Origin of the sequence: Bizionia sediminis, assembly GCF_042684585.1 — a bacterium.
GTDB classification, from domain to species: Bacteria; Bacteroidota; Bacteroidia; order Flavobacteriales; family Flavobacteriaceae; genus Algorimicrobium; species Algorimicrobium sediminis.
This window is the reverse complement of the sequence record NZ_JBHULS010000001.1, coordinates 154,708-179,633: the sequence shown is the minus strand read 5'-3', so window position 1 is coordinate 179,633 and position 24,926 is coordinate 154,708. Positions and strand designations below refer to the sequence as shown.

Here is a 24,926-nt window from a genome sequence, read left to right as displayed (position 1 = left end):
CTACATTATAAACATTTATACTAGCTATCTTTTTGTATTTCTTACGGTTGTTGCTATCTTTAGCGCAAGAGTGAAGTTAAAACTAACACCTGTATAACATGTCAGAGCACGATAACCTGCCCAAAGCAGACGGAAATCCAGCAGAATTGCAACCCGAAACAGTAGTAAATACCGCTAGTACAAACCAAGAAGCCACGCAGGCTGCTAATTTGGAAGTAACTCCGGATGCAGAACAAACCCCTAATCCAGAAACGGTGCAAACAGAAGCAACTATAGCAACCGTAAGCGACGAGGGTATGAACGAAATAGACGAAGCCAATGCCGAAGATGCCGAAGATGAGGGCAATGCTGATAGGCATGAAATAGCCGAAAAAGCTTACGATAAACTATCAATGCAAGAGCTTGTAGATGAATTAAATTATTTAATTGCAAACCACAAAGTACAAGCCATTAAAAAGCATGTAGAAGCTATTAGAACCGAGTTTAAAACCCAATTTAATGCGTTATTAGAGGAGAAAAAAGAAGAGTTTCTAAACGACGGTGGTAACGAAATAGACTTCTTTTATTCTAGTCCGGTGCAAAAGCAGTTTAAAGATAGCTACAAAACATACAAAAGTAACTTACACGCTTACCACAAAAATATTGAAACCAATTTAAAGACCAATCTGGCTAACAGACTTCAAATTATTGAAGAAATAAAAGGCCTTTTAAACGACGAAGAAAATATAAATTCTACCTATAAAACCTTTAAGGAGCTTCAAGACCGCTGGAAAACTGCTGGCCCAATTCCGCGCGATAAATACAATAACGCTTGGAATAGCTACCACCACCATGTAGAAATTTTTTACGACTATCTGCATTTAAACCGCGATTTGCGCGATTTAGACTTTAAGCATAATTTAGATCAGAAACTGAAAATTATTGAGCGTGCCGAAGAGTTGGCCGCAGACCCAAATTTGAACCGTGCATTCCGAGAATTACAAGTGCTGCACAAAATGTGGAAGGAAGAACTAGGACCAGTTGCTAAAGAACATCGAGATGAGATTTGGGAGCGCTTTAAAGCCGCTACTAAAACCATTCACGATCGCAGACAAGCGTATTTTGCTGAACAGGAAAAAGAGCAAGAGAAGAATTTAGAGGTAAAAAATGAAATTATTGCACATCTGCATAAAATAACCGAAAAAGGGGCTAATTCGCACAATGCTTGGCAAAATAGCATTAAAGATGTAGAGACGCTGCGCGACTTGTTTTTTAAGGCTGGCAAAGTACCTGCTAAAGTAAACGAAGAAACTTGGGCTCAATTTAAAGAAGCTGTTAGAAATTTTAACAGACAGAAAAATGCTTTTTATAAAAACCTGAAGAAAACCCAATTTGATAATCTTCAAAAAAAACAGGCCTTAATTGATATTGCCGAAGCTCATAAAGACAGTGAGGATTTTGAAAGTACAACAGAACTTATGAAAAAAATCCAAAGCGATTGGAAAAAAATAGGCCATGTACCGCGGAAAAACAGCGATAAGGTTTGGAAGCAATTTAAAGCAGCTTGCAACCACTATTTTGAGCGTTTACACAAAGTAAAAGATGCGGCAAATGCCCAAGGCAACGAAGCCTACCATAAAAAGGTTGCTTTGCTAGACAATTTAAAAAATTTAGCGCTTTCAGGAAATAAAGACACCGATTTAGCCGCTGTAAAAACACTTATTGAAAACTGGAAATCTGTAGGAGCTGTACCTCCTAACAAACGCTACATTGAAACCAAACTAAACAAGGCTTTGGACAACACCTTTAAAGCGCTTAATTTAAACAAAACCGAAGCCGAATTAATTAAGTTTGAAACCAAATTAGACGTTTTAAGTAGCAAGGAAGATTCGCGGCAATTGGACCACGAACGTGAATTTGTTAGAAAACGCATTAACGAGATAAAAGCAGAAATTAACCAGTTAGAAAACAATTTACAGTTTTTTCAGAATGTAAACGACAACAATCCGCTGGTTCAAGACGTCCATAAAAACATTGCTAAACACAAGCAAGACCTAAATTTATGGAAAACAAAACTTTCAAAAATAAAGGCGCTTTATTAAGTTTTAAAGCAACAAAAAAACCTGCTAATTACTTTAGCAGGTTTTTTTTTACAATTTTAAAATTATCTAAAAAACTATCTTAAAAGCCATTAGTGTGTATGCGATTTAGCCTCTTCCCACAAAGCATCCATTTCACCCAGGGTCATATCACGTAAGTTTTTATTCATGCTTTTAGCTTTAGTTTCTAAAAATTGGAACCGGTTTATAAATTTTTTATTGGTGCGCTCCAGTGCATTTTCTGGATCTATTTTTAAAAAGCGCGCGTAGTTTATTAGCGAAAAAAGCAAATCGCCAAATTCATTTTCCATACCCACCTGGTTTTTAGCTTGCACCTCATCTTTAAACTCTTGAAGCTCTGCCATTACCTTATCCCAAACCTGATTGTCGGCTTCCCAATCGAAACCAACACCAGCTACTTTATCCTGAATACGATTGGCTTTTACCAAAGCTGGTAAGCTTTTAGGTACACCTTCTAGCACACTGGATTTCCCTTCTTTCAGTTTTAAGTTCTCCCAATTTCGTTTTACATCGGCTTCATTGGCTACGGTAACATTTCCGTAAATATGGGGGTGCCTGCTAATTAGTTTATCGCAAATAGCATGGCACACATCGGCAATGTCAAAATCATTGGTTTCGCTACCTATTTTGGCATAAAAAACAATATGTAGCAACACATCGCCTAGCTCCTTTTTAACCTCATCCAAATTATTATCTAAAATGGCATCGCCCAATTCGTAGGTTTCTTCAATAGTTAAATGGCGTAAACTTGCCATGGTTTGTTTCTTATCCCATGGGCATTGCTCGCGTAATTCATCCATGATGGTTAGTAACCGGTTAAAGGCTTCCAACTGGGCTTTTCTGTTGTTCATAATATAGGTTTTGATAAAATTACGGTTAATTTTCCCAGAATAGCAAGCATCCTGAAACAAAAAATCCAGTAAGCTAGGCACTACTGGATTAATAATATTTAAAAAATTACTTTTTATTCTTCTTCATTGGCAGCAACTGGTTCTGCATCTAAATCCAATAAATCGTTTTTTTGCAATAAATTATACCACTGGATAATTTTTTTAATATCGCCAGGATAAACACGATCTTCGTCGTAATCTGGAAGCACTTCAAAGAAATAGGCTTCCAATTTATCTTTACTATCTTTGTGGCTTATAGGTGTTTCATTTCCAGACTCTTTCTCCTTTATAAGTTTTAACACCTCACGTAAAGGTTTTTCTTCGGTTAGGGTGTAAATTGCAATTTCGCTTAATACACTAACATTATGCTGAATACCTACAGAGGTTTTTTTTCCATCCAATAAAGATTCGGCAATAAAACCACCACGTGTTTGTGCCACCATTTTATATAAGCCAGGTTTTCCAGCTATAGCTAATATTTTTTCTAAACTCATAGTATTATTTTAAGGGAAGCAAATATCAAATGTTTACAACTGTTTTACAAATATTATCGTTTCTTTTTTTGACTTGGAAAACGCATGCGGTAATCGACATTTATTTTACCTTTAGAGATATTGGTAAGCTTTCCTTTAATAAGGCGTTTTTTTAAAGACGATAATTTATCGGTAAATAGAACGCCTTCAATATGATCGTACTCATGTTGTATAACCCGTGCTATTAAACCCGAATACGTTTCTGTATGTTCTTTAAATGTTTCGTCGTAATATGTAATGGTAATGGTTGGTTTTCTAAATACATCTTCACGCACATCTGGAATACTTAAACAACCCTCATTAAAAACCCACTCCTCGCCTGTTTCCTCTGTAATTTTAGGATTTATAAAGGTTTTTTTAAAGCCTGTAAGCGCCGCTTGCTCGGCTTCGGATAAGGATTCGTCTTCAGCAAAAGGTGTGGTATCTACAATAAACAACCGAATATCTAAACCTATTTGTGGCGCGGCAAGTCCAACACCAAAAGCATTGTACATGGTTTCGTACATGTTTTGAAGTAATTCATCCAATTTAGGATAATCTGCAGGAATGTCCTTGGCTACTTTTTTAAGTACTGGATCGCCGTAGGCTACAATAGGTAATATCATGATTATTATTTCAATAAATTAAGGGGCAAAAATACAACAACTCTCATATATACGCACAAAAAAACGCCCTTAAAATGGGCGTTTTGCGTTATTTCCGTGTGTATCTGCTTTTCTTTAACAAATAACGCGGGTTTCTTTTAGGGTAAATAAATTTATTTTACCGTTTATTTTCGATTCAATTTTTTTGGTAAGAATGTCTTTTTTTCTGGCAGCAATATCCTGTGGTAAAACCGAACAGCTTGACGCCTGGTTTATGGCAATAGGCATTGATTTTATAGTTGTAACGGGCTCCAAACTGTTTTGTGCCTGAACACTAAAAAAACTACCAAACATAAACATACCGATTAAGAAAAAATGCTTCATTCGTTAAGACTTCTTTTATACGTGTACAAAGATACAGTCGATGAACGGTACAAGTAGAATTATTTTGTTGAAACACAAGATATAATCGTTAAGGTGGCTTGGGCTTACATTTAATCGATAAATGCCCTATTTTCAACTAATTTACACTTACTTTTATATGTGTATAAAGGCTAAAAAAGAGAATATAAAAGAAAAAATTTATCCCAAAAACGACTTGCTTTTACAGCAAAAAAAGCTTGTTTTTAAGCCCATTCGACAAACGGTAAAACTGAAAACTATGTTATAAATTACTAAAAGCGAAACCGAAAAAAACCTGTTAGTTTTAAAATCGTTTTTGAGCTTCTAAATAGCTTTGCAGAATTAAGGTGGCGCTAATTTCGTCTATCAGAGCTTTATTACGACGCTTTTTTTTGGACAACCCACTATCTATCATGGTTTGGAATGCCATTTTAGACGTAAACCGTTCATCTACACGCTCCACAGGAATTTGGGGTATGGCTTTTTGTAAGGTTTTTAAAAACGGCTTAATAAGTGCTTCGCTTTCGGAGGGCATATTATTCATTTGTTTGGGCTCACCAACCAGAAATAAGTCAACGGTTTCCGTTTCAATATAATTCAATAAAAATTTCAATAAATTAGGGGTTTCAACGGTTGTTAATCCTGATGCTATTATTTGAAGTTCATCTGTTACAGCTATACCTGTTCGTACCTTACCGTAGTCTATTGCTAATATGCGTCCCATAGCTGGCAAAGTTACTATTAAAATATAAATAGCCTTACAAGTCTGCCAATAAAAACAATTGTGACATTTAAATTTCAATTATAACTATATCTTTGTAACAAACAGCGCTATTTTTTTTAGAACATTAAGAAAGCAAGATAAATATTATGAAGCAACTACAACAAATAATTGAAGATGCCTGGGATAACCGCGCATTACTTACCAACGAATTAACCATAAATAGCATAAAAAATGTTATTGACTTACTGGACGCTGGAACCCTGCGCGTGGCGGAACCTACACCTAATGGTTGGCAGGTAAATGAGTGGGTTAAAAAGGCCGTAGTATTGTATTTTCCAATTCAGAAAATGGAAACTTTGGAAGTTGGTATTTTTGAATATCATGACAAAATTCCTTTAAAAAGAGGGTATCAAGACAAAGGGATTCGTGTCGTGCCAAATGCCGTGGCTCGCCATGGTGCTTATATTTCAAGCGGGGTTATTTTAATGCCTAGCTATGTAAATATTGGCGCGTATGTAGACGAAGGAACTATGGTAGATACCTGGGCTACCGTTGGTAGTTGCGCTCAAATTGGTAAAAATGTACACCTTTCTGGTGGTGTTGGAATTGGTGGTGTTTTAGAACCCCTTCAAGCGGCACCAGTTATTATTGAAGATGGTGCTTTTATTGGGTCTCGTTGTATTGTAGTGGAAGGTGTGAAAATTGAAAAAGAAGCCGTTTTAGGCGCCAATGTTGTACTTACCATGAGCACCAAGATTATTGATGTTACGGGTAGCGAACCCGTTGAAATGAAAGGCATTGTACCCGCACGATCTGTGGTAATTCCTGGTAGTTACACCAAAAAATTTCCTGCTGGAGAATTTCAAGTACCTTGTGCTTTAATTATTGGGAAACGTAAAGAAAGCACAAATAAAAAAACATCTCTAAATGATGCTTTACGCGAATACGATGTTGCGGTTTAGTTTAATTTAATTTGCAGTCGCTGTTTTTAAAATGGAGTGCTTAAAAAACCAATTGGCTTGAAGTTTATACCTTTTTTTTCGAATTGTTATTGGGTTAATAGGTTATTAGCTCGCTTATTTATTTCGTTGGAATACCTTATTAATTTAATATATCAAGAATTTAAGAACGAGAAGATTCTAAATTTAACTTAAAAAAATTCATTTGAAAGTATTAATTATACAGCAAAAAATGATTGGTGATGTGCTGACGTCTACAGTACTATTTGAAGCCCTGCGTGCGCATTATCCGGATGCGCAATTGGATTATTTAATCCATACGCATACGGTTCCTGTGGTTGAAAATAATCCGTATATTGATCGTATTATAGAATTTACACCGCAAGCCGAAAAAAGCAAAAAAGCCCTGTGGATTTTAGCCAAAACTATAAAAAAAGCCAAATACGATGTGGTTATTGATGTGTACTCCAAAATATCGAGTAATTTAATAACCGCTTTGTCTGGCGCCAAAATTAAAATTTCCTATCACAAAGCCTATTCTTCATTTATATATACACACACTATAAAACGAGCCAAACAAACGGTACAAGACTGCGGTTTGGCAATTGTAAACCGTCTGCAACTATTGGAACCTTTGGATATATATTTAAAAACGGCCACGCCAAAAATTTATATGACTACTTCCGAACTTGAAAGTAGTAAACAATTTCTAATCTCAAACGGCATTAATTTTCAACAAGCACTTGTTATGATTAGTGTTTTAGGAAGTGGCACCAATAAAACCTATCCGTTTGAATATATGGCACAGGTAATTGATACCATTGTAAGTACGTGTAAGGCTCAAATTTTATTTAATTATATACCCAAACAAGAAACAGAAGCCCAAGCTATTTTTAATTTATGCCAACCACAAACCCAACAACATATTTATATGAATTTATTTGGGAAAAGCCTGCGCGAATTTTTAGCACTCACAGCACATTGTCATGCGTTAATTGGTAATGAAGGTGGTGCTGTAAATATGGCAAAAGCATTAAATATAAGGACATTTACCATTTTTTCAACCTGGATTGATAAGGATACTTGGAATATTTTTGAGGAAGAAACCGTAAATGAATCCGTACATTTAAAAGATTACAAGCCCCAATTGTATATTGGCCAAACCGAAAAAGACATGAAGCCCAATGCTTTGGCACTATATCAAAAATTTACACCAGATTTGTTTGCCGAGAAATTACAAGTATTTTTACAAAAATTACATACACATGATTAAATTATCTGCCGTAATAATCACCTATAATGAGGAAGAGCATTTGGAAAAATGCCTTACCTCGCTTACTGGTATTGCAGATGAAATTATTGTGATAGATTCTTTTTCAACAGATAGCACACCAAATATATGCAAAGCTTTTAACGTGACTTTTATTCAACGGGCTTTTGAAGGTTATATTGAGCAAAAAAATTATGCTATTACACAGGCTAATTATAATTATATTATATCTCTGGACGGCGATGAGGCGCTATCTAAACCTTTACAAAAATCAGTTTTAGAGACCAAAAAAAATTGGAAATTTGATGGCTATTACTGCAAACGCTTGAATAATTATTGCGGCCAATGGATTAAACATTCCGATTGGTATCCTGATAAAAAATTACGCCTCTTTAAAAAAAATAGTGGCGAATGGAAAGGCATTAACCCGCATGATTGTTACACGCTTAAAGCTGGGAATCGTGCCGGTAAATTAGATGGTAATTTATTACATTGGATATATAAGGACTACCAAGAGCATAATTTAAAAGTGGAACGGTTTTCATCAATTGCTGCTGAAGCCTATTATAAATTAGGAAAAAAGTCGTCTATCTGGAAAATTATTTACCGACCATCATGGGCCTTTTTTAAGGCGTATTTTTTACGACTTGGCTTTTTGGATGGTTTAAACGGATTTATAATCTGTGTACAAACGTATAATGTCACATTTTTAAAATACATTAAACTACATCAACTCTGGAAAAATAACGAGTAGCTTATTTTTTACGCCAGAAGAAAATCTTGTTTTTAAGGCGTCTTTTTCTATGAAATCTATATTGAAAAGCTTCGGTTTCTGCCCACATTAAATTAAAAACACGCTCATAATCATAACCGCTTAATTTGGCATATTCATCACTCATAACTTCTACCATAGATTTATGAATCGTTAGCCTAGCGAAATTTTTAATCCGTGTTTCAAAATCCAAAGTACCAAATTCCATTCGATTCAAATCCACTAAATAAAATTTATAGGTTCCACCATTTAATTGAATCAACGTGTTCCCAGGCGAATGATCTAAAAAATTAACACCGGCTTTATGCAAACTAAAGGTAAAACGTGTAAAAGCCCGCAAAATGGCTTCATGATTTGGATATTTTAAATCTGTTGTTAATTCCCTATACGTTAAATCGTAGGGCAAATGGGCACTCATATAGTAACTCTTCTTATATAAGAACGGTGTTTTATATTCAAAATAAGCAATGGGTTGTGGTGTACCAATATGCAGCTCTAAAAGCCGGTTAGCATATTCAAAAGACCGTTGTGCTTTACTTTTTCTAAAAAAACGATAGGCAATTTGATTCACCAAATTGGGAATTTTAAAGGATTTTACGTTAATAGTTAATCCATTTAAATCAAATAATTTAAGGGAGTTCCGATCTTGATTTCCAAAATTTTCTCCAGTTGTATCATAATTTTCAATGATACTATTTAAATAGGCTTCATGCGCTAAAAACTCGTTATTAACCCTGCCGTTTTTAATCATTTAAATATTTATTTATACCGTTTTTACAGCTTATTAAATTCTCTTTTTTTGCTTTTTCTTGAATTTCATGATTAATATTCAAATTGCTTTTAGAGCTTTCTTTGTGCCAAATATGATAAAGAATAGCCTGAAATTTTAAACGTTTTCCCTGTACACCTTTATTCATCATGCGAGTTATTAATTCCGAATCTTCTCGGCCCCAACCAGTCATATCCTCATTATAACCATTAATTTCGATAAAATCTGATCGCCAGTACGATAAATTACAACCGCGCAACTTCTTGGAAAGTTCGTTGTTTTTTCGGTATAAAATAGATCCTAAAAACGGCATATAAATGGTTCTATTTCGTTTTTTAATACCTTTTGAAAAATAGGAGAAAGACACTATTTTTTTATTGAACAATTCGGATAAAAAATCGGCTTTAATACTCACTCTAGAGCCAAATAAATAGGTTTTTTTTTCTAAAGAATTTTTATGATTTTTTATGAAATTTTTATCAATGATACAATCGCCATCAATTTGAACAATATAATCTGCTGTAGTTTTCGAAATGGCCAAATTCAAAATAGCCGAACGTCTAAAACCTTTATCTTCATGCCATATATGAATTAAAGGAACTGGAAAATTTTCTTGATATGTCTGTATTAAACGTCTTGTTTCCTCTGTTGAGCCATCATCAGCTACAATAACTTGATAGGGCAACACGGTTTGATTTTTTATACTCATTAAAACCAATTCTAGTGCTTCTGGCCAGTTATAAGTGGTTAGTAATAATACTAATTTAGTTTCCATGTAATATCGAATTATATAATTTTAAGGTGTTTTCGCCCATTTTATTCGCGGTAAAACGCTCTTGCAATATAGCTTGAGAACGGGTGGCAAATTTGACAGCAAGTTGTTTGTTATTACGCAATTCTAAAATCTGTAAGGCCAAACCTTTATGATCGTTTATAGGCGATAAAAATCCATTTTCACCCGTTTCAATAGCTTCCGGGATACCGCCAGCATCTGTACTAACAACGGGAACATTATGTTTAAAAGCTTCCATAATTGTTAAAGGCAACCCCTCTCTATTGGAAGTTATTAAAAGTGTATCAAACAGAGAAATATAGGCCTGTGCGTTTTCTATAAAGCCCAATAAAAAAACATGATTTGATAAATCGTAATCTATTATGGCTTGATTTAAGGGTTCTGTTAATTTACTTTCACGCCCAATTTGGACAAACTTAAGGTTTTTCATCCCCATATCATGCACCAGAATTTTTGCGGTTTCAATAAACGATATTAAGTTTTTTGCACGTGTATGATTTGCAACATTGCCAACAAAAAAAGCGTCTGGATTATTTGATAAATTAGTAATTACGTTGGTATCTATTGGTAATTTGGCGTTATTCACTTGAATTCCATCATAGATAGTATGTAATTTTTTATAGGACTTTTTAAAGGCTACCTCATTTTTAAAATGATTTTTAGCCGCATTAGAAACAAAATGAATGGCATCTATTTTAGAGTAATTATACTTTAACCGACTCATAAAACTCTTTTTACGCATAATTCCATTAATCGTATAAACACAGGGAATGGAAAGTCCGTAAAATATGTTTAAAAGAATAAAATCCTTAATAAAACTACCAGTATGAATGTGCAATAAGTTAGCCTCGCTATTTTTTATTATATGTTGTAAACTTTTCAGATTTTTAGTTTCGATGCTAACAAAATCCAGATTATTTTTCACCACATATTTATGTAGCGCCGAATTTTTAAAACAAACAAGCGGATTTTTAATACCCAGATCGTTTAAAGCATGAATCAAATCAATCATTTGCTGCTCGCCTCCACCCCAAGTGCTAGCATAAGAAATATGAAGTATCACCATTAATTACATAAGTTTTAAAAAGCCAAAAATACCAATTCTTATGAGAATATATTTAGTTAATAACTTTAATTTAAACCAATAAACACTATTTTTGCCCGCATATATGCCAATTTTATGACCATTCTCTTTCTAACCAAGGAATACAATCATCCAAAAATGCCTAGTTATGGAGGAGCCGGATCCTTTATAAAGATTATTGCGCACGATTTAACAAAAAAAGGTCATAAAGTTCATGTCTTTGGAACACACAAAAACGGATTACATTTTACAGATCAAGACATTAACTTGCATTTTGTGAAAAAATTCGCAAAAGCACATCCAGTAACTAACTTATTAGCGTCTGCTTCAAAAAAACTAAATCTCACCAATTTATACGTCAAATTTAAACTTAAAGAATACAACTATTGGGCAGCAGAACTTAAAAAATACGTAGCAAATAAAAATATAGATATTATTGAAGCTTGGGATTATGGTGGCTTTTTTATGAAGTTAAATATGCTAAACATACCAACAGTTATAAGGTGTCATGGAAGTGCTGGATTTTTAAATAAATATTTTGGTTATAATGATGTAAACCAGTATTTTATATTCGAAAAAATAGCTTTTAAAAATTACGAGCATATCATAGCTGTTTCGGATTACAGTAAACGCATTAACCAAACCTTATTTAAAAAAGATACTATTACCGTAATAAACAATGGTATTGATACGGCTTTATTTTCGCCCTTAAAAGATAAAGATACGACCATAATAAAAAATTCTATTTTTTACTTCGGAACCTTATCCGAGCAAAAAGGAACCTATAATCTAGCTGAAATTTTCAACAAAACACTCGAGCATCATGAAAACGCCACACTGCATTTAATAGGCAAAGGCGCCGCCACGTTTCAATATATAAAAGCGCATATTTTAACAGCAAAAGCTTTGGCAAATACCACGTATTACGATTTGTGTAACTACACGGATATGCCTGCACTTTTAAGACAAGCTCATGTAATTGTTTTTCCTACTAAAGGCGAAAATTTCCCGTTTTCGTTCCTGGAAGCTATGGCTTTAGAAAAACCCGTTATTGTATCAGATATTGCTGTTTCTAGTGAAATTATAACACACGGCAAAGATGGATTAATTGCCACATCCAACAGTGATTTTGTTTCAAAAATAAACACTATTTTTAATGATGCTATGTTAGCTGAAAAACTAGCTAAAAATGCCCGAAAAAAAATAGTCGCTAATTTTACTGTATCTAAAATGAGTGAAGATACACTAACCTATTATCAGTCCGTAATTGATGCATCAGGACCACCGCTTAATTATGAATAAAACACCAGAAATTTCGATAGTCAGTCCTATTTATATGGCTGAAAATATTGCCGAAAAGCTAGTTGAAGCGATTTCGAAAAGCATGCTAGAGCTGGGTGTTTCTTTTGAAATTATTTTGGTGGACGATAGAAGCCCTGATAATTCCTGGCCCGTAATTAAAAAATTATCTGTAACCCATAATCATGTAAAAAGCATACGCTTGAGCAGGAATTTCGGACAACACGCTGCCATTATGGCCGGGTTATCCCAAGCCCAAGGGCATTGGATTGTTGTTATGGATTGTGATTTGCAAGACCAACCCAAAGAAATTAAAAAATTATATCAAAAAGCGCTAGAAGGTTATGAAGTTGTTTTAGCCAAACGCACGCAAAGACAGGATAATGCTCTAAAAAAAATGTCGTCTAAAGTTTTTTATAAACTCTTTAATTATCTGGCGGGTGTAAAAATTGATAACGAAATTGCTAACTTCGGAATTTACAAAAACACTGTTATTCAAAGCGTCTTAAAACTAGGTGACGCCCATATATTTTTCCCGCTTTTTATTCGCTGGGTAGGCTACAACCAAACGGCTATTGCTGTGGAGCATGCTGCTCGCGATAGTGGCAAGTCGACGTATAATTTACTAAATTTAATAAAACTTGCTTCAAATACCATTATTTCATTCTCTGATAAACCTTTGCGTTTATTTTTAAATTTAGGATTAATAATATCCTTATTTTCGTTTATTGGCGCTCTATATGTGCTTGTCCAAGCCTTTAGAGGTGACATTGAAGTTATGGGATATAGTTCGATATTTATCAGTATTTGCTTTTTTTCTGGTATAATAATCACAACCCTAGGTGTTTTAGGTATTTATTTAGGAAAAGCCTTCAACCAAACTAAAAACCGACCAATATTTATAATTGATGACACCCAAAATTGAAAAACTGGAATGGGATTCGGATTTTTTCGAAATTCGTGTCGGCCAATTAAACAGCGACGCGTTGGTATTTTGTGCACACGATTTAGCAGAATTTGACCTATTAATAGATAAATCGGAACTAGATAGAACGCTAGAAATCGACGGTTTTACCAATACCTTTGGCGAATGTAAACTCACCTTTTCTAAATCCATAAAAAAACGAAATTTCAGCAATAAAACACCTATATTAGATAGTGATTTACATCCTATTACTGCCGAAAAATTATACACCTTGGCTTTTGAAAGTGGTAAACACAGCAGATTTAAGTTAGACAAAGGCTTCTCGAACGATAAATTTGAAGCCCTTTATAAAAAATGGATACGCAATAGTATTAACAAAACCTTTGCCTCTAAAATATTTTATACCGAAAAAAACGGTGAGGCCATGAGTTTTGTAACCATAAAACAATTTCATGATTATGCCGAGTTTGGTTTATTTGCCATTTCATCAAAACATCAAGGGCAAGGTTTAGGACAACAATTAATGGATTATGTGGAAGCCTATTGTGCGACTCAAAATTTAAAATCGATTCGGATACCCACACAAAAAAGCAATATACCGGCCACCAATATTTATATAAAGAACGGATACACCATCCACGAACAACTATTTATTAAACATTACTGGAAAAATAAATAATGATACCATTTAACAAACCGTTTCTTACCGGAAATGAAACAAAATATATAGAAGAAGCCGTGGCTAGCGGTAAAATTTCAGGCAATGGTATGTTTACCAAAAAATGCCAAGCTTTTTTTGAAAACACCTATGGTTTTAAAAAATGTTTACTCACCACATCCTGCACAGATGCCTTGGAAATGTGTGCCATTTTAGCAAATATTAATGCGGACGATGAAGTTATTGTACCTAGCTACACATTTGTGTCTACAGCTTTAGCCTTTGTTAGGCAAAATGCTAAAATAATTTTTGCTGATTCGTCCCCAAGGCATCCCAATATGGATGTGGCCACAATTGAACCCTTAATTACCAATAAAACAAAAGCAATTGTAGTGGTTCACTATGCTGGGGTTGCCTGTGATATGGACGCTATTATGGACTTAGCAAGCACCTATAACCTTATTGTTATCGAGGATGCCGCACAAGCTATAGCTTCTTATTACAAAGGAAAACCTTTAGGAACTATTGGGCATTTATCGGCGTTTTCATTTCATGAAACAAAAAATATTATTTCTGGTGAAGGCGGACTTTTAGGTATTAATGACGAACAATTTATAGATAGATCGGAAATAATTTGGGAAAAAGGCACCAATAGATCCCAATTTTTTAGGGGCGAAATTAATAAATATGGCTGGGTAGATACCGGATCTTCTTTTTTACCTTCAGAAATTATTGCTGCTTTTTTATACGCACAACTTGAAAATTTAGAGCAGATCCAAAATAAACGCAAGCAACTTTGGAATGCCTATTACAAACAACTTTCCGAAGCAAATATCACCCATTTCAGTTTACCACAAACACCAGAATATGCTACTCAAAATGGTCATATGTTTTACCTTGTTGCAAAAACGGAAAAGCATAGAAATGATTTAATAGCCCATTTAAAAGATCATAATATTCATGCTGTTTTTCACTATCAATCGCTTCACGAAAGTGATTATTACAAAAATAATCATACCGGTCGCGCTTTAATTCATGCTAATTTTTTTACGGCGTGCTTGGTAAGTCTTCCTTTGTTTTTCGATTTAACCTTGGAACAGGTTGCCCAGATTACTAAAACCATTATAGCGTATGATAGGGAGATTTAATATCCTTAAAATAGAGACTGTTTTAATTCTAATGGGTATTGGACTATTACTGCTATATTTTGTAATATATCCAGTGGTATCTTTCGATTCGGGTTATTATATGAGTACTATGCGCGAAATGCACCAAGGCAATATATACTTTAAGGATATTGCCTCGCCATACAATCCGTTAGCCATTAGCATTTTAAGTATCCCCTTTTTCTTTAGTGATTTTCCCGATTTCCGTTGGTCTTTATTTCTTAATATATCATTTATTATTGGGTCTGGGTTTATACTCTATCACATACTATCCCACTTTAAAATACCTAGAATTTTACAAACATTTCTAGCCTTATTTTTTATAATTTTGTGTTTTACGCACGATGGTAACCATATTATGTTGGAGCCTATTTCTGTGTTTTTTCAGCTTTGCGCTCTATATCTCTATATACAGCACAGAGCGGGTTCTAGTTTCAATAAATTATTTTTTATAGGTATTTTTCTCGGCCTATCATTCCTTACAAAACAGTATGCTCTTTTTTTGTTGGCACCCATTGGCATTGATATTTTATTAAGACGAAAAGATATTTTAAAGCACATTGCCATTATTGGTGTTGGTTTAATATTCCCCATTTTTATACTATTTATATATTATTATTTCAATGATATGCCCGTAGGTGTTTTTATAAAAAACATTCTTGGCAAAGGCGTAAATTTAGATATTGGCACGGGCACGGGCATAGGTAGTCCTTTTAAACTATCGTATTTAATAAGTTTCCTTTTAGCCAATGCTTTTGTTGTTATGATACCGTTTTTAATAAAACGCAGCCAAAGCAATACACCCGATTTAGTATTTTATACGCTTCTGGCAGCCTCATCTTTTAGTGTGTTTTTATTTGCTGCTTACAGTCATTATTTCCAATATACGTTTCCATACGTTTTAATCGTATTTGCTTACGCTGCGTCAAGTGTGCCCGATATAACAAAAAACAGAATATTTCAAATACTGTGTTTAATAGCATTAATAAAAATAGGTTTACTAACGGCATCTACTGTAAAACACCAAAGACGAAATTTTAAACAACAAGCACATACTTTACAGGTTATAAAAACCCATATTCCAAGCGGTTCTAGAGTTTATTTAAGTGGTCCCTCGCCTGCTTACTATTATTTAGGGAATTTTAAATCCATTCAATTAGATCGGATAGGCTTCTCATTTCCTGGGTATTTTTATCCAGAAAGTATTATTTCTGCTATGGAAAAAAATGATTATTTAGCTATTTCTGAAGCCTATATTCAATCCTTTGAAAGTTTTAAAAGCGACTTCATCCGAAAAAAAATCACCTTAAAGGATACGCACTTCTATTTGTATCAGAAAAAATAAACGAACACCGTGTTCAGGCTAGTTAGCTGTTTTAAATCGATAAAACATACTAACTAAAATTAGAGCTATAGCTGTGATAATTTTACTTCAAAATCATTCAAATAAATACATGCAGACATTTTAAAAGATGTAGACTATGTTGTAAATTTGCAAAACCAAAATATCAGCAGCAAACCAGGTATCTAAATTACGATACTTTTAAATGGAATACTGATGGTTATTTGGTATTACACATAAGATTTCAAGTACCAAAATTCGCAAAATAAGTTTGGGTTTATATTACTGAAGCACAGTCTACCCCTTTAGTGGGCAGGAAATTTGAAACAAATGAATTACAAAAACGCATTAGACCATCAGCTATTTAAAATAATTTTAAAATCTGCCACAGAGCTGCAGATAGATGCCTATGTCATTGGTGGTTTTGTACGCGATTTTCTTCTAAACCGTGGTAATCCGAAAGATATTGATGTGGTAGCCATTGGCAGTGGTATTGAATTAGCCAGACAGGTAGCCAAAAACCTGCCCAATAAACCAAAAGTTCAAATATTTAAAACCTATGGCACGGCTATGTTACGTTTTGAAGATGTTGAAATTGAATTTGTAGGCGCGCGTAAAGAAAGCTACCATGAAAATAGCCGGAATCCTGTTGTAGAAAATGGCACATTGAAGGATGACCAAAACCGTCGCGATTTTACCATAAATGCGTTAGCCTTAAGTTTAAATACTACTAATTTTGGTGATTTATTAGATCCGTTTCAAGGTGTTCAAGATCTGGAAAATAAAATAATCCGTACACCATTAAACCCAACAATTACCTATAGCGATGATCCGTTGCGCATGATGCGTGCCATTCGTTTTGCTACCCAATTAGGTTTTACTATTGAAAAAGAATCCTTGGATGCTATTACCAAAAACAATCATAGAATAGAGATTATTACCAACGAACGTATTGTTGTTGAACTGAATAAAATTTTAGAATCGCCAAAACCATCCATCGGCTTTTTACTGTTAGAAAAAACAGGATTATTAGACCATATTTTACCCGAACTCACCGCCCTAAAAGGTATTGACGAAAAGGAAGGGCAACGCCACAAGGATAATTTTTATCACACCTTGGAGGTGGTTGATAATATTTCGAAAAACACCGATAATGTGTGGCTACGCTGGGCAGCATTGCTCCATGATATTGGAAAAGCCCCTACCAAACGTTTTCATAAAAAAAACGGTTGGACCTTTCATGCCCATGAGTTTGAAGGTTCTAAAATGGTTTACAAACTTTTTAAAAGGTTGAAAATGCCATTGAATGATAAAATGAAATTCGTTCAAAAAATGGTGTTTATGAGCTCCAGACCTATTGCATTGTCTGGAAATTTAGTAACCGACTCGGCTGTTAGAAGATTGGTTTTTGATGCCGGCGACTATGTGGACGATTTAATGACTTTGTGTGAAGCAGATATAACAACAAAAAACCCAGCTAAATTTAAAAAATACCACAATAATTTTAAACGTGTGCGACATAAAATTATAGAGGTAGAAGCGCGAGATCAGGTTAGAAATTTTCAGCCTCCAATAACTGGCGAAGACATAATGACCACTTTTAACATCCAGCCTTCCAAAGAAATTGGCATAATTAAAGAAACCATTAAAGAAGCTATTCTAGACGGCGACATACCCAATAATTATGAAGCTGCTTTCAAACTTATGTTACAAATTGGCGACAAATTAGGCCTGCAGATTAGTTCGAATATAAAGGACCCGAAAGAAATAGAAAAGGAAAAAGAAAATTAGGATTTTTAAAAATTGCATAAATTATGAAAAAAGATAACAAAACAGTAGTGTACTGGCTGCTTACAGGATGCATCCTTATTTTTATAATGGTGGTAGTTGGCGGCATTACCCGATTAACAGATTCTGGTTTGTCTATGACGGATTACCGCCTCATAACAGGTACCATCCCTCCTTTAAACGAAGCCGAATGGCAGGAAGCTTTTGAGGTTTACCAACAGTATCCAGAATTTCAGAAACTACATTACCACTTTACTTTAGAAGATTTTAAGGATATTTATTTCTGGGAGTGGTTTCACCGGGTAATTGGCAGGGTAATTGGCTTGGTTTTTATTATCCCATTTATTTACTTTCTCATAAAAAAACGCCTCACCGCCAGTACCATAAAAAAATGTTTGGTGCTTCTGGCCCTTGGGGCTTTTCAGGGCTTTTTAGGCTGGTATATGGTAAAAAGTGGTTTGGTAGACATGCCAGATGTAAGTCATTTTAGATTAGCAGCTCATTTAACTACTGCTTTTTTAACCTTTGCGGCAACCCTATGGGTGGCATTGGACTTAATTTACCCTGAGAAAAAAACCATTAATAAAAACTTCCGTAACTGGGTAATTGGTAGCTACATATTACTTATCGTACAAATTGTTTACGGTGGGTTTGTTGCCGGACTAAAAGCCGGACTTTTACACAACCACTGGCCCTTAATGAACGAAGGTAAATTTATGCATGAAACGGTTTATATTTTAGAACCCTTCTATAAAAATTTAATAGAAAACCCAAGCGGGATTCAATTTATACACAGAACCCTAGCCTATTTTGTGGTTGCATCAATTTTTGTATTATGGTTTAAGGCCCGCGAATTACCCTTAACAATGCTCCAGCAAAAAGCCATAAACACCTTACTTATTTTAGTTGGTTTTCAGTTTTTAATTGGTGTCCTTACTATTATTTACGCGGTTCCGCTGTGGTTAGGAATATTACACCATATTGGTGCCTTTTTCCTAATTGCTGGCATGACATTTACATTGCACCGCTTTAGCAAATAATAATAAAAAACATACCTTTGCGGTTTACTTATAATTTATGATATACAGATTTCGAATAGTACTAGATAACGACAGTGAAGACGATGTGTTTCGCGATATAGAAATACGCGAAAACGATACATTAGAAGACCTACACAATACCATAACGCAATCGTTTGGTTTTGACGGTATGGAAATGGCTTCTTTTTATGTTTCTGACGATGAATGGAATCAAGGTGAAGAAATTTCGTTATTTAACATGAACGACGGTCCAGATGCCGTGAAATTAATGAGCGAAACCAACATAAACGAAGTGGTTAACAAAACAAAAACCAAACTCATTTATGTATACGATTTTTTAAGCATGTGGACATTTTTTGTGGAACTAGCCGAAATTGCAGACGAAGCTAAAGGTGTGGACTACCCCAATTTAATGTTTGTGCATGGCCAAGTGCCAGATAATGCACCCGAAAAAAACTTTGAAGCCGAAAGTTTTGACGACTATAACGAATTTGAAGACGATTTGGATATAGACGATTATGATAATCTAAATTTCGATGAAAATTGGAATTAAAGTATTCTTACTACATAAAAAAAACAAACCAAAAAGCATTCTCCTTGAATGCTTTTTTTTGTAACATGTGTAACAAACTTACATCCCAATCGTTTTAATTTTAGTTAACTTAAAACATCCGCTATTTGGAAACAATTTTAAGCATTTCAAACCTCACCAAAAAATACGGTTTTATAACCGCTTTAAACCAAGTATCTTTTACCATTAAAAAAGGAGAAGTTTATGGAATTTTGGGTCCTAATGGTAGTGGCAAATCCACCACATTGGGCATTGTGCTGCAGGTTGTAAATAAAACCTCTGGACATTTTGAGTGGTTTGGTGGAAATTACAGCACTCACGAAGCTTTAAAAAAAGTAGGCGCTATAATTGAACGACCAAACTTTTACCCATACATGTCGGCTTACAACAATCTAAAATTGGTTTGTAAAATAAAAGGGGTTCCGGAATCTAAAATTGATGAAAAGTTAGCACTTGTTAAACTTCTGGATCGTAAAAACAGTAAGTTCCAAAGCTTTTCCTTGGGCATGAAACAACGCCTGGCTATTGCTTCTGCCCTACTTAACGACCCCGAAATACTAATTCTAGACGAGCCAACCAACGGTTTAGATCCTCAAGGCATTTATCAAATTAGAAGCCTTATTAAGCAAATAGCTAGCCAAGGCACCACTATTTTACTAGCTTCCCACCTGTTGGACGAAGTTGAAAAGGTATGCTCCCATGTGGTTATTTTAAACAAGGGCAAAAAATTATACGCCGGCCCCGTGGACCAAATGGCAAGCACCTATGGCTATGTAGAACTACAAGCCGATAATCAGGAAAGCATACTGGCTATTCTGAAAGCGGAAAATATATTTGGTGCTGCTACCGTAGAAAATGGTCTTGTAAAAGCGTATTTAAAAAAACCTGTTAGCACAGGCTATATTAACCAGCTATTTTTTAACCAAGGTGTTGTATTAAACCATTTAGTGGCACGAAAAGAAACCTTAGAGGAACAATTTTTAAAAATAACCGACCAATTATAGCGTCTTACATTACTTTAATTTATGCGCCGACTAATTCAAATAGAATTGCAAAAACTACTATTAAGTAAAACTAATAGAGTCCTTATTTTTATATCCTTCCTCTTACCACTAACCATCTTAATTTTAGCATCTATAAAAATAAATTTTTTCGGTTTTTTTACACTGGAATTGGGTCAACTGGGTATTTTCAACTTTCCAATTATTTGGCATATTAGTACTTTTTGTGCCTCCTATTTTAAGCTATTTTTTGCTATTGTAGTTGTTAGCATGATAGGTAACGAATACAGCAATAAAACTATAAAACAAAATTTAATAGATGGGTTAAGCAAAACGGAATTCATTCTTTCAAAATTTTATACCATACTACTCTTTTCCTTTTTAGCCACTGTGCTTATAGCCGTAACCACCTTTTTTATAGGCTTATATTACTCCGCTTACACCGAGGCTGCTATTATATTTAGAGAAACTGAATTTTTACTGGCGTATTTTTTAAAACTAGTAGGCTTTTTTACCCTGTGCTTGTTTTTTGCCTTGCTTCTTAAACGCTCTGCTTTTGCCTTGGCCTTTTTATTTGTTCTCTATCTGGCAGAATGGTTGGTGTTTTGGGGTGCTTACAAAATATTCGGAACCACCGAAATGGCTTTTAAAATAAAAGGCTTTTTACCTCTGGAATCTATTTACAATTTAATAAATCAGCCACTTAACCGAGTTATATTAACAAAATTCCCGGATAAAACCGAATTAGCTTACGACTATGACGTGCATTTTCACGAAATAATAATTGTTGTAATCTGGACCGCCCTTTGCGTGTTTTTCTCCATTAGATTATTAAAGAAGCGAGATTTGTAATACCTTTGGGTTATATTAATACCCACATGAAAAACATTCGAATTCTTTTATTTCTTATATCAAGTATTTCTTTTGCGCAATACCAAGCTGCCAATTGGTATTTTGGCGATTTTGCCGGTATCAACTTCAACAATACCACTGGGGTTATAACAGCTTTAACCGACGGCCAATTACAAACCGATGAAGGTTGTACCAGTATTTCAGACGAAAACGGCAACCTCCTTTTTTATACAGATGGTATTACAGTTTACACAGGAAATCATCAGGTTATGCAAAATGGTAGCGGCTTGCTAGGTAATCCCTCAAGTACCCAATCGGCCATCATTATACCAAAACCAGGCGATCCAAATATGTATTACATTTTTACCCAAAGCACTGATTTTAACAATTTATCAGATGTAGGATTTAGGTATTCTGAAGTAGATATGCGTTTGGATAACGGATTGGGTGGTGTTGTAAGAAGTACTAAAAACACCCAATTGCGCGATGAGAACAATGTACCCATTATTGCTACAGAAAAACTAGCTGCGGTTTTAAAAGACTGCGAATCTGGCAATATTTTAGTAGCTACCCAAGTAAATAACAATTCGGGCTCCGATTTGTTTTACGTTTTCGAAGTATCTAATTCCGGTATTACCCTTACAGGCCCGCCTTCCAGTGCTGGTATGAACTCGCCAAATAACGGACGTGGCTACTTAAAGTTTTCTCCAGATGGAAGCAAACTGGTTTCTGCAAACATAGAATCGGGCTTATTTTTATACGATTTTGACACCAATACGGGTCAAGTAACTTTTAGGCAGCGTATTATTATAAACGACGACGAATTAAACACGGCAAATCGTGCCTATGGTGTAGAATTTTCTTCTAATAGTAACGTGCTCTATGTAAGCACTTACAACGATTTTAGTTCCAATTCAACTAGCGAAAACAACAACCCAAACAACCACTTTAGTGCGTTACTGCAATTTAATGTGTCTTTAAACAGAGCGAGTGCTGTTAACTCCAGCCAAGTGATTCTTGAGGCAAAGCAGGGCTACAGAAGCGCTTTACAGCTTGGACCAGATGGCAAAATTTACAAAACCGAGAGTAGCACCTACAATACTGGCTTACCTTATTTAAGTGTTATAGAGCAACCAAATGTATTAGGAACGGGTTGCAACTACCAAGAAAACGTTATTTTTTTAGATACGGACAGAAGTAACCGCTTGGCAAGACAAGGATTACCGCCATTTATTGCATCTTTTTTCACTGAAAAAATTGACATTACCAACAACGTAGCGGTTGAAAATGTGTTACCACTATGTTCTGGCGATACTTTTACACTTGTAGCCGAAGCTATTCCCGGTGCCATATACACATGGACCCAAAATAACAATCCTATAGCAACACCTACCCCAGCCAACGAATTAGAAATTAGTACAGGAGGTAATTACAGCGTTTTTATAGAAGTACCTGGCAACGATTGCGAATCTAAAGAAGGCCAAGCGCTTGTTACATTTTACGATGTACCTACTGCCAATCCAGCCGCAGACATTTCTGTTTGTGCCGACTCCAGTACAACAGAAACAGCTAGTTTCGATTTAACCGAACAGAATGCCAGCATTCTGGGCACTCAAAATGCTTCCGTTTTTAATATACGCTATTTTAGAAACTTGGTAGACGCTCAAAATAACAGCAATGAAATTGTGGGTACATTTGAAAACACCGAAAACCCGCAAACCATTTATGCAAGAATTCAAAACGATAATAATCCAAATTGTTTTGATATAACTTCATTTAATTTACGCCTATTTGCGCAAGCAAACGCTAACCCTATTAACAATTTGGTGTTATGCGATGACGACTTGGATGGCGACCCTAGCAACGGCCAAATAACCACCAATTTAGCAGATTTTAATGTCCTCGTTTTAGGTACACAAAGTCCAGCCGACTTTAATGTAAGTTATCACAATTCCCAAGCAGATGCCAATACAGGTGCCAGTCCGCTGCCAACAAACTATTACAACCAAACACCCTTTGCAGAAGAAATTTTTGTACGCGTTGAAAACGTTTTAAATACCAACTGCTTTAGCACGACATCCTTTAACCTTACCGTAAATGCGCTACCAGAGGCCTTTAATAGCAATCTAACACAATGCGATACAGATGGTACACCAGATGGGCAAACTACCTTTAATTTAAATGAAGCATTTGATGCCCTAACTGGAGGCAACCCCATGGTTACAGTTGCTTTTTACAGTAACACCATCAACGCTGAAACGGACACAGCTATGCTAAATGCAAATGCCTACCAAAACACCAGTAATCCGGAAGTAGTTATTGCCAAAGTTATAAATACCGAAACCCTTTGCTACAGTTTGGCTACGCTTTCTTTGGAGGTAAGCACTACACAAATTCAAGATTATGTAGCAGATGGGGTTTGCGAAGATTTAGCCATTGGAACTGGTTTAAACACATTTAATTTGGACACCATTGCTACCAACATACAAACCATAAACAACATTACATTTCCTGTGGTGTTTTATGCGAGCGCTAATGACGCCCTTTTAGAGCAAAACCCTCTAGCTTCACCTTTTATAAATACGATTCCATTTAATCAAACTATTTATGCCCGTGCCGAAAACAACAACGCGTGTTATGGCATAGCAGAGGTAACTTTAATTGTAAACCAACAGCCCACTTTAAGGGCCGATGAAACGTTGTTATATTGCTTAAATTCTGCGCCACAAACCATAATTTTACAAGCGGGTGTAATAGGTAATACCTCTGGTAATTATAGTTATGCTTGGTCCTCCGGACAAACAACCAGTACCATAGCAGTAAATGAAATTGGCAGCTACACCGTAACGGTTACAAATAGTTCGGGTTGCACTGAAACTAGAACCATAACCGTAAATCCGTCTGATATTGCTACTATTCAGAATATAAGCGTAACAGATGGTTTAAGTAGCAATAACAATATTACCGTTACTGCAACCGGTGAAGGCGAATATGAGTACGCATTATTTGATGCCAACGGCAACCTATATGCTCCCTACCAAAACAGTAACGTGTTTACCAATATAAAACCAGGTATTTATACGGTTACCATTCGAGATATAAAAAACGACTGTGGCGAAGTAAGCCAAAAGGTTTCAGTTATAGGCTTTCCAAAAGTGTTTACGCCAAATGGCGATGGCACAAACGATATGTGGAATGTACAAGGCGTATCGGCACTTTTTCAACCAAATACCAGCATTCAAATTTTTAATCGTTTCGGGAAACTTTTAACAGAAATTAGTGCCTTAAGCCGCGGCTGGGATGGCACGTATAATGGTGAACTCATGCCTAACGACGATTATTGGTTTGTAGTAAAATTACAAGACGGGCGTATTTTTAGAAGTCATTTTACCCTAAAGCGCTAAT

23 protein-coding genes are annotated in these 24,926 nt (G+C 35.2%); 15 read left to right on the top strand and 8 right to left on the bottom strand.

Translation table 11 applies throughout. The features are described from left to right. Positions 1 to 98 precede the first annotated feature (98 nt). Positions 99 to 2,081: a DUF349 domain-containing protein gene (locus ACFSQP_RS00725; RefSeq protein WP_376891058.1), complete on the top strand. Its 1,983-nt coding sequence runs from the start codon at positions 99 to 101 to the stop codon at positions 2,079 to 2,081. Between the two features lie 89 nt (positions 2,082 to 2,170). Here ACFSQP_RS00725 and mazG read toward each other — a convergent pair whose 3' ends face one another. The 5 genes from mazG to ruvX form a co-directional block, all read right to left on the bottom strand. Then, positions 2,171 to 2,950 (bottom strand): nucleoside triphosphate pyrophosphohydrolase, encoded by a 780-nt coding sequence (mazG, locus tag ACFSQP_RS00720; RefSeq protein WP_376891056.1) that lies wholly within the window; start codon positions 2,948 to 2,950, stop codon positions 2,171 to 2,173. Between the two features lie 113 nt (positions 2,951 to 3,063). After that, positions 3,064 to 3,483 carry a DUF5606 family protein gene (locus ACFSQP_RS00715; protein WP_376891055.1) on the bottom strand — a complete coding sequence of 140 codons (420 nt, stop codon included), beginning with the start codon at positions 3,481 to 3,483 and terminating at the stop codon, positions 3,064 to 3,066. 53 nt (positions 3,484 to 3,536) lie between these two features. Next, positions 3,537 to 4,127, bottom strand: a complete 591-nt coding sequence (def, locus tag ACFSQP_RS00710) for a peptide deformylase (protein WP_376891054.1) — start codon at positions 4,125 to 4,127, stop codon at positions 3,537 to 3,539. 114 nt (positions 4,128 to 4,241) lie between these two features. Next, a complete protein-coding gene (locus ACFSQP_RS00705) occupies positions 4,242 to 4,490 on the bottom strand; it encodes a hypothetical protein (protein ID WP_376891053.1) in 249 nt (82 codons plus the stop codon). A gap of 322 nt (positions 4,491 to 4,812) precedes the next feature. Then, positions 4,813 to 5,232: a Holliday junction resolvase RuvX gene (gene ruvX, locus ACFSQP_RS00700; protein WP_376891051.1), complete on the bottom strand. Its 420-nt coding sequence runs from the start codon at positions 5,230 to 5,232 to the stop codon at positions 4,813 to 4,815. Positions 5,233 to 5,378: 146 nt separating this feature from the next. Between ruvX and ACFSQP_RS00695 the strand changes: the two genes are divergently transcribed. From ACFSQP_RS00695 to ACFSQP_RS00685, 3 genes are all read left to right on the top strand, one after another. Further along, positions 5,379 to 6,194, top strand: coding sequence for a 2,3,4,5-tetrahydropyridine-2,6-dicarboxylate N-succinyltransferase (locus tag ACFSQP_RS00695; RefSeq protein WP_376891049.1), 816 nt, complete (start codon positions 5,379 to 5,381; stop codon positions 6,192 to 6,194). Between the two features lie 202 nt (positions 6,195 to 6,396). After that, a complete protein-coding gene (locus ACFSQP_RS00690) occupies positions 6,397 to 7,464 on the top strand; it encodes a glycosyltransferase family 9 protein (protein ID WP_376891047.1) in 1,068 nt (355 codons plus the stop codon). Then, positions 7,457 to 8,215, top strand: coding sequence for a glycosyltransferase family 2 protein (locus ACFSQP_RS00685; protein ID WP_376891046.1), 759 nt, complete (start codon positions 7,457 to 7,459; stop codon positions 8,213 to 8,215). The genes ACFSQP_RS00690 and ACFSQP_RS00685 overlap by 8 nt, the downstream gene beginning before the upstream one ends. A 1-nt stretch (position 8,216) precedes the next feature. Here the strand turns inward: ACFSQP_RS00685 and ACFSQP_RS00680 are convergent, their stop codons facing one another. From ACFSQP_RS00680 to ACFSQP_RS00670, 3 genes are read right to left on the bottom strand one after another with little or no spacing between them, the layout of a single operon-like run. After that, positions 8,217 to 8,984 (bottom strand): lipopolysaccharide kinase InaA family protein, encoded by a 768-nt coding sequence (locus tag ACFSQP_RS00680; RefSeq protein WP_376891044.1) that lies wholly within the window; start codon positions 8,982 to 8,984, stop codon positions 8,217 to 8,219. Continuing rightward, a complete protein-coding gene (locus ACFSQP_RS00675) occupies positions 8,977 to 9,777 on the bottom strand; it encodes a glycosyltransferase family 2 protein (protein ID WP_376891042.1) in 801 nt (266 codons plus the stop codon). Before ACFSQP_RS00675 ends, ACFSQP_RS00680 begins: the two co-directional genes overlap by 8 nt. Beyond that, a complete protein-coding gene (locus ACFSQP_RS00670) occupies positions 9,767 to 10,861 on the bottom strand; it encodes a glycosyltransferase family 4 protein (protein WP_376891041.1) in 1,095 nt (364 codons plus the stop codon). Before ACFSQP_RS00670 ends, ACFSQP_RS00675 begins: the two co-directional genes overlap by 11 nt. 114 nt (positions 10,862 to 10,975) lie before the next feature. Here ACFSQP_RS00670 and ACFSQP_RS00665 point away from each other — a divergent pair, with 114 nt between their 5' ends. The 11 genes from ACFSQP_RS00665 (at position 10,976) to ACFSQP_RS00615 (ending at position 24,925) form a co-directional block, all read left to right on the top strand. After that, positions 10,976 to 12,181, top strand: coding sequence for a glycosyltransferase family 4 protein (locus ACFSQP_RS00665; protein WP_376891039.1), 1,206 nt, complete (start codon positions 10,976 to 10,978; stop codon positions 12,179 to 12,181). After that, positions 12,174 to 13,103 carry a glycosyltransferase family 2 protein gene (locus ACFSQP_RS00660; RefSeq protein WP_376891037.1) on the top strand — a complete coding sequence of 310 codons (930 nt, stop codon included), beginning with the start codon at positions 12,174 to 12,176 and terminating at the stop codon, positions 13,101 to 13,103. Before ACFSQP_RS00665 ends, ACFSQP_RS00660 begins: the two co-directional genes overlap by 8 nt. Beyond that, positions 13,087 to 13,782 carry a GNAT family N-acetyltransferase gene (locus ACFSQP_RS00655; protein WP_376891036.1) on the top strand — a complete coding sequence of 232 codons (696 nt, stop codon included), beginning with the start codon at positions 13,087 to 13,089 and terminating at the stop codon, positions 13,780 to 13,782. Before ACFSQP_RS00660 ends, ACFSQP_RS00655 begins: the two co-directional genes overlap by 17 nt. Continuing rightward, positions 13,782 to 14,909: a dTDP-4-amino-4,6-dideoxygalactose transaminase gene (rffA, locus tag ACFSQP_RS00650; RefSeq protein ID WP_376891035.1), complete on the top strand. Its 1,128-nt coding sequence runs from the start codon at positions 13,782 to 13,784 to the stop codon at positions 14,907 to 14,909. Before ACFSQP_RS00655 ends, rffA begins: the two co-directional genes overlap by 1 nt. Beyond that, the gene (locus ACFSQP_RS00645; RefSeq protein ID WP_376891034.1) at positions 14,893 to 16,272 is read left to right on the top strand and encodes a phospholipid carrier-dependent glycosyltransferase; all 1,380 of its coding nucleotides are present in this window, start codon (positions 14,893 to 14,895) and stop codon (positions 16,270 to 16,272) included. The genes rffA and ACFSQP_RS00645 overlap by 17 nt, the downstream gene beginning before the upstream one ends. A gap of 327 nt (positions 16,273 to 16,599) precedes the next feature. After that, the gene (locus tag ACFSQP_RS00640; protein WP_376891033.1) at positions 16,600 to 18,060 is read left to right on the top strand and encodes a CCA tRNA nucleotidyltransferase; all 1,461 of its coding nucleotides are present in this window, start codon (positions 16,600 to 16,602) and stop codon (positions 18,058 to 18,060) included. 23 nt (positions 18,061 to 18,083) lie between these two features. Beyond that, positions 18,084 to 19,097 (top strand): COX15/CtaA family protein, encoded by a 1,014-nt coding sequence (locus ACFSQP_RS00635; RefSeq protein ID WP_376891032.1) that lies wholly within the window; start codon positions 18,084 to 18,086, stop codon positions 19,095 to 19,097. 37 nt (positions 19,098 to 19,134) lie between these two features. Further along, positions 19,135 to 19,650: an IS1096 element passenger TnpR family protein gene (locus ACFSQP_RS00630; RefSeq protein WP_376891031.1), complete on the top strand. Its 516-nt coding sequence runs from the start codon at positions 19,135 to 19,137 to the stop codon at positions 19,648 to 19,650. Between the two features lie 125 nt (positions 19,651 to 19,775). Continuing rightward, complete coding sequence (locus ACFSQP_RS00625; protein ID WP_376891030.1) at positions 19,776 to 20,672, top strand: ABC transporter ATP-binding protein; 897 nt, start codon at positions 19,776 to 19,778, stop codon at positions 20,670 to 20,672. 21 nt (positions 20,673 to 20,693) lie between these two features. Then, on the top strand, positions 20,694 to 21,521 hold the full coding sequence (locus tag ACFSQP_RS00620; protein WP_376891029.1) for an ABC transporter permease: 828 nt from the start codon (positions 20,694 to 20,696) through the stop codon (positions 21,519 to 21,521). A 26-nt stretch (positions 21,522 to 21,547) separates the two neighbouring features. Next, positions 21,548 to 24,925, top strand: a complete 3,378-nt coding sequence (locus ACFSQP_RS00615) for a T9SS type B sorting domain-containing protein (RefSeq protein ID WP_376891028.1) — start codon at positions 21,548 to 21,550, stop codon at positions 24,923 to 24,925. Position 24,926 lies beyond the last annotated feature (1 nt).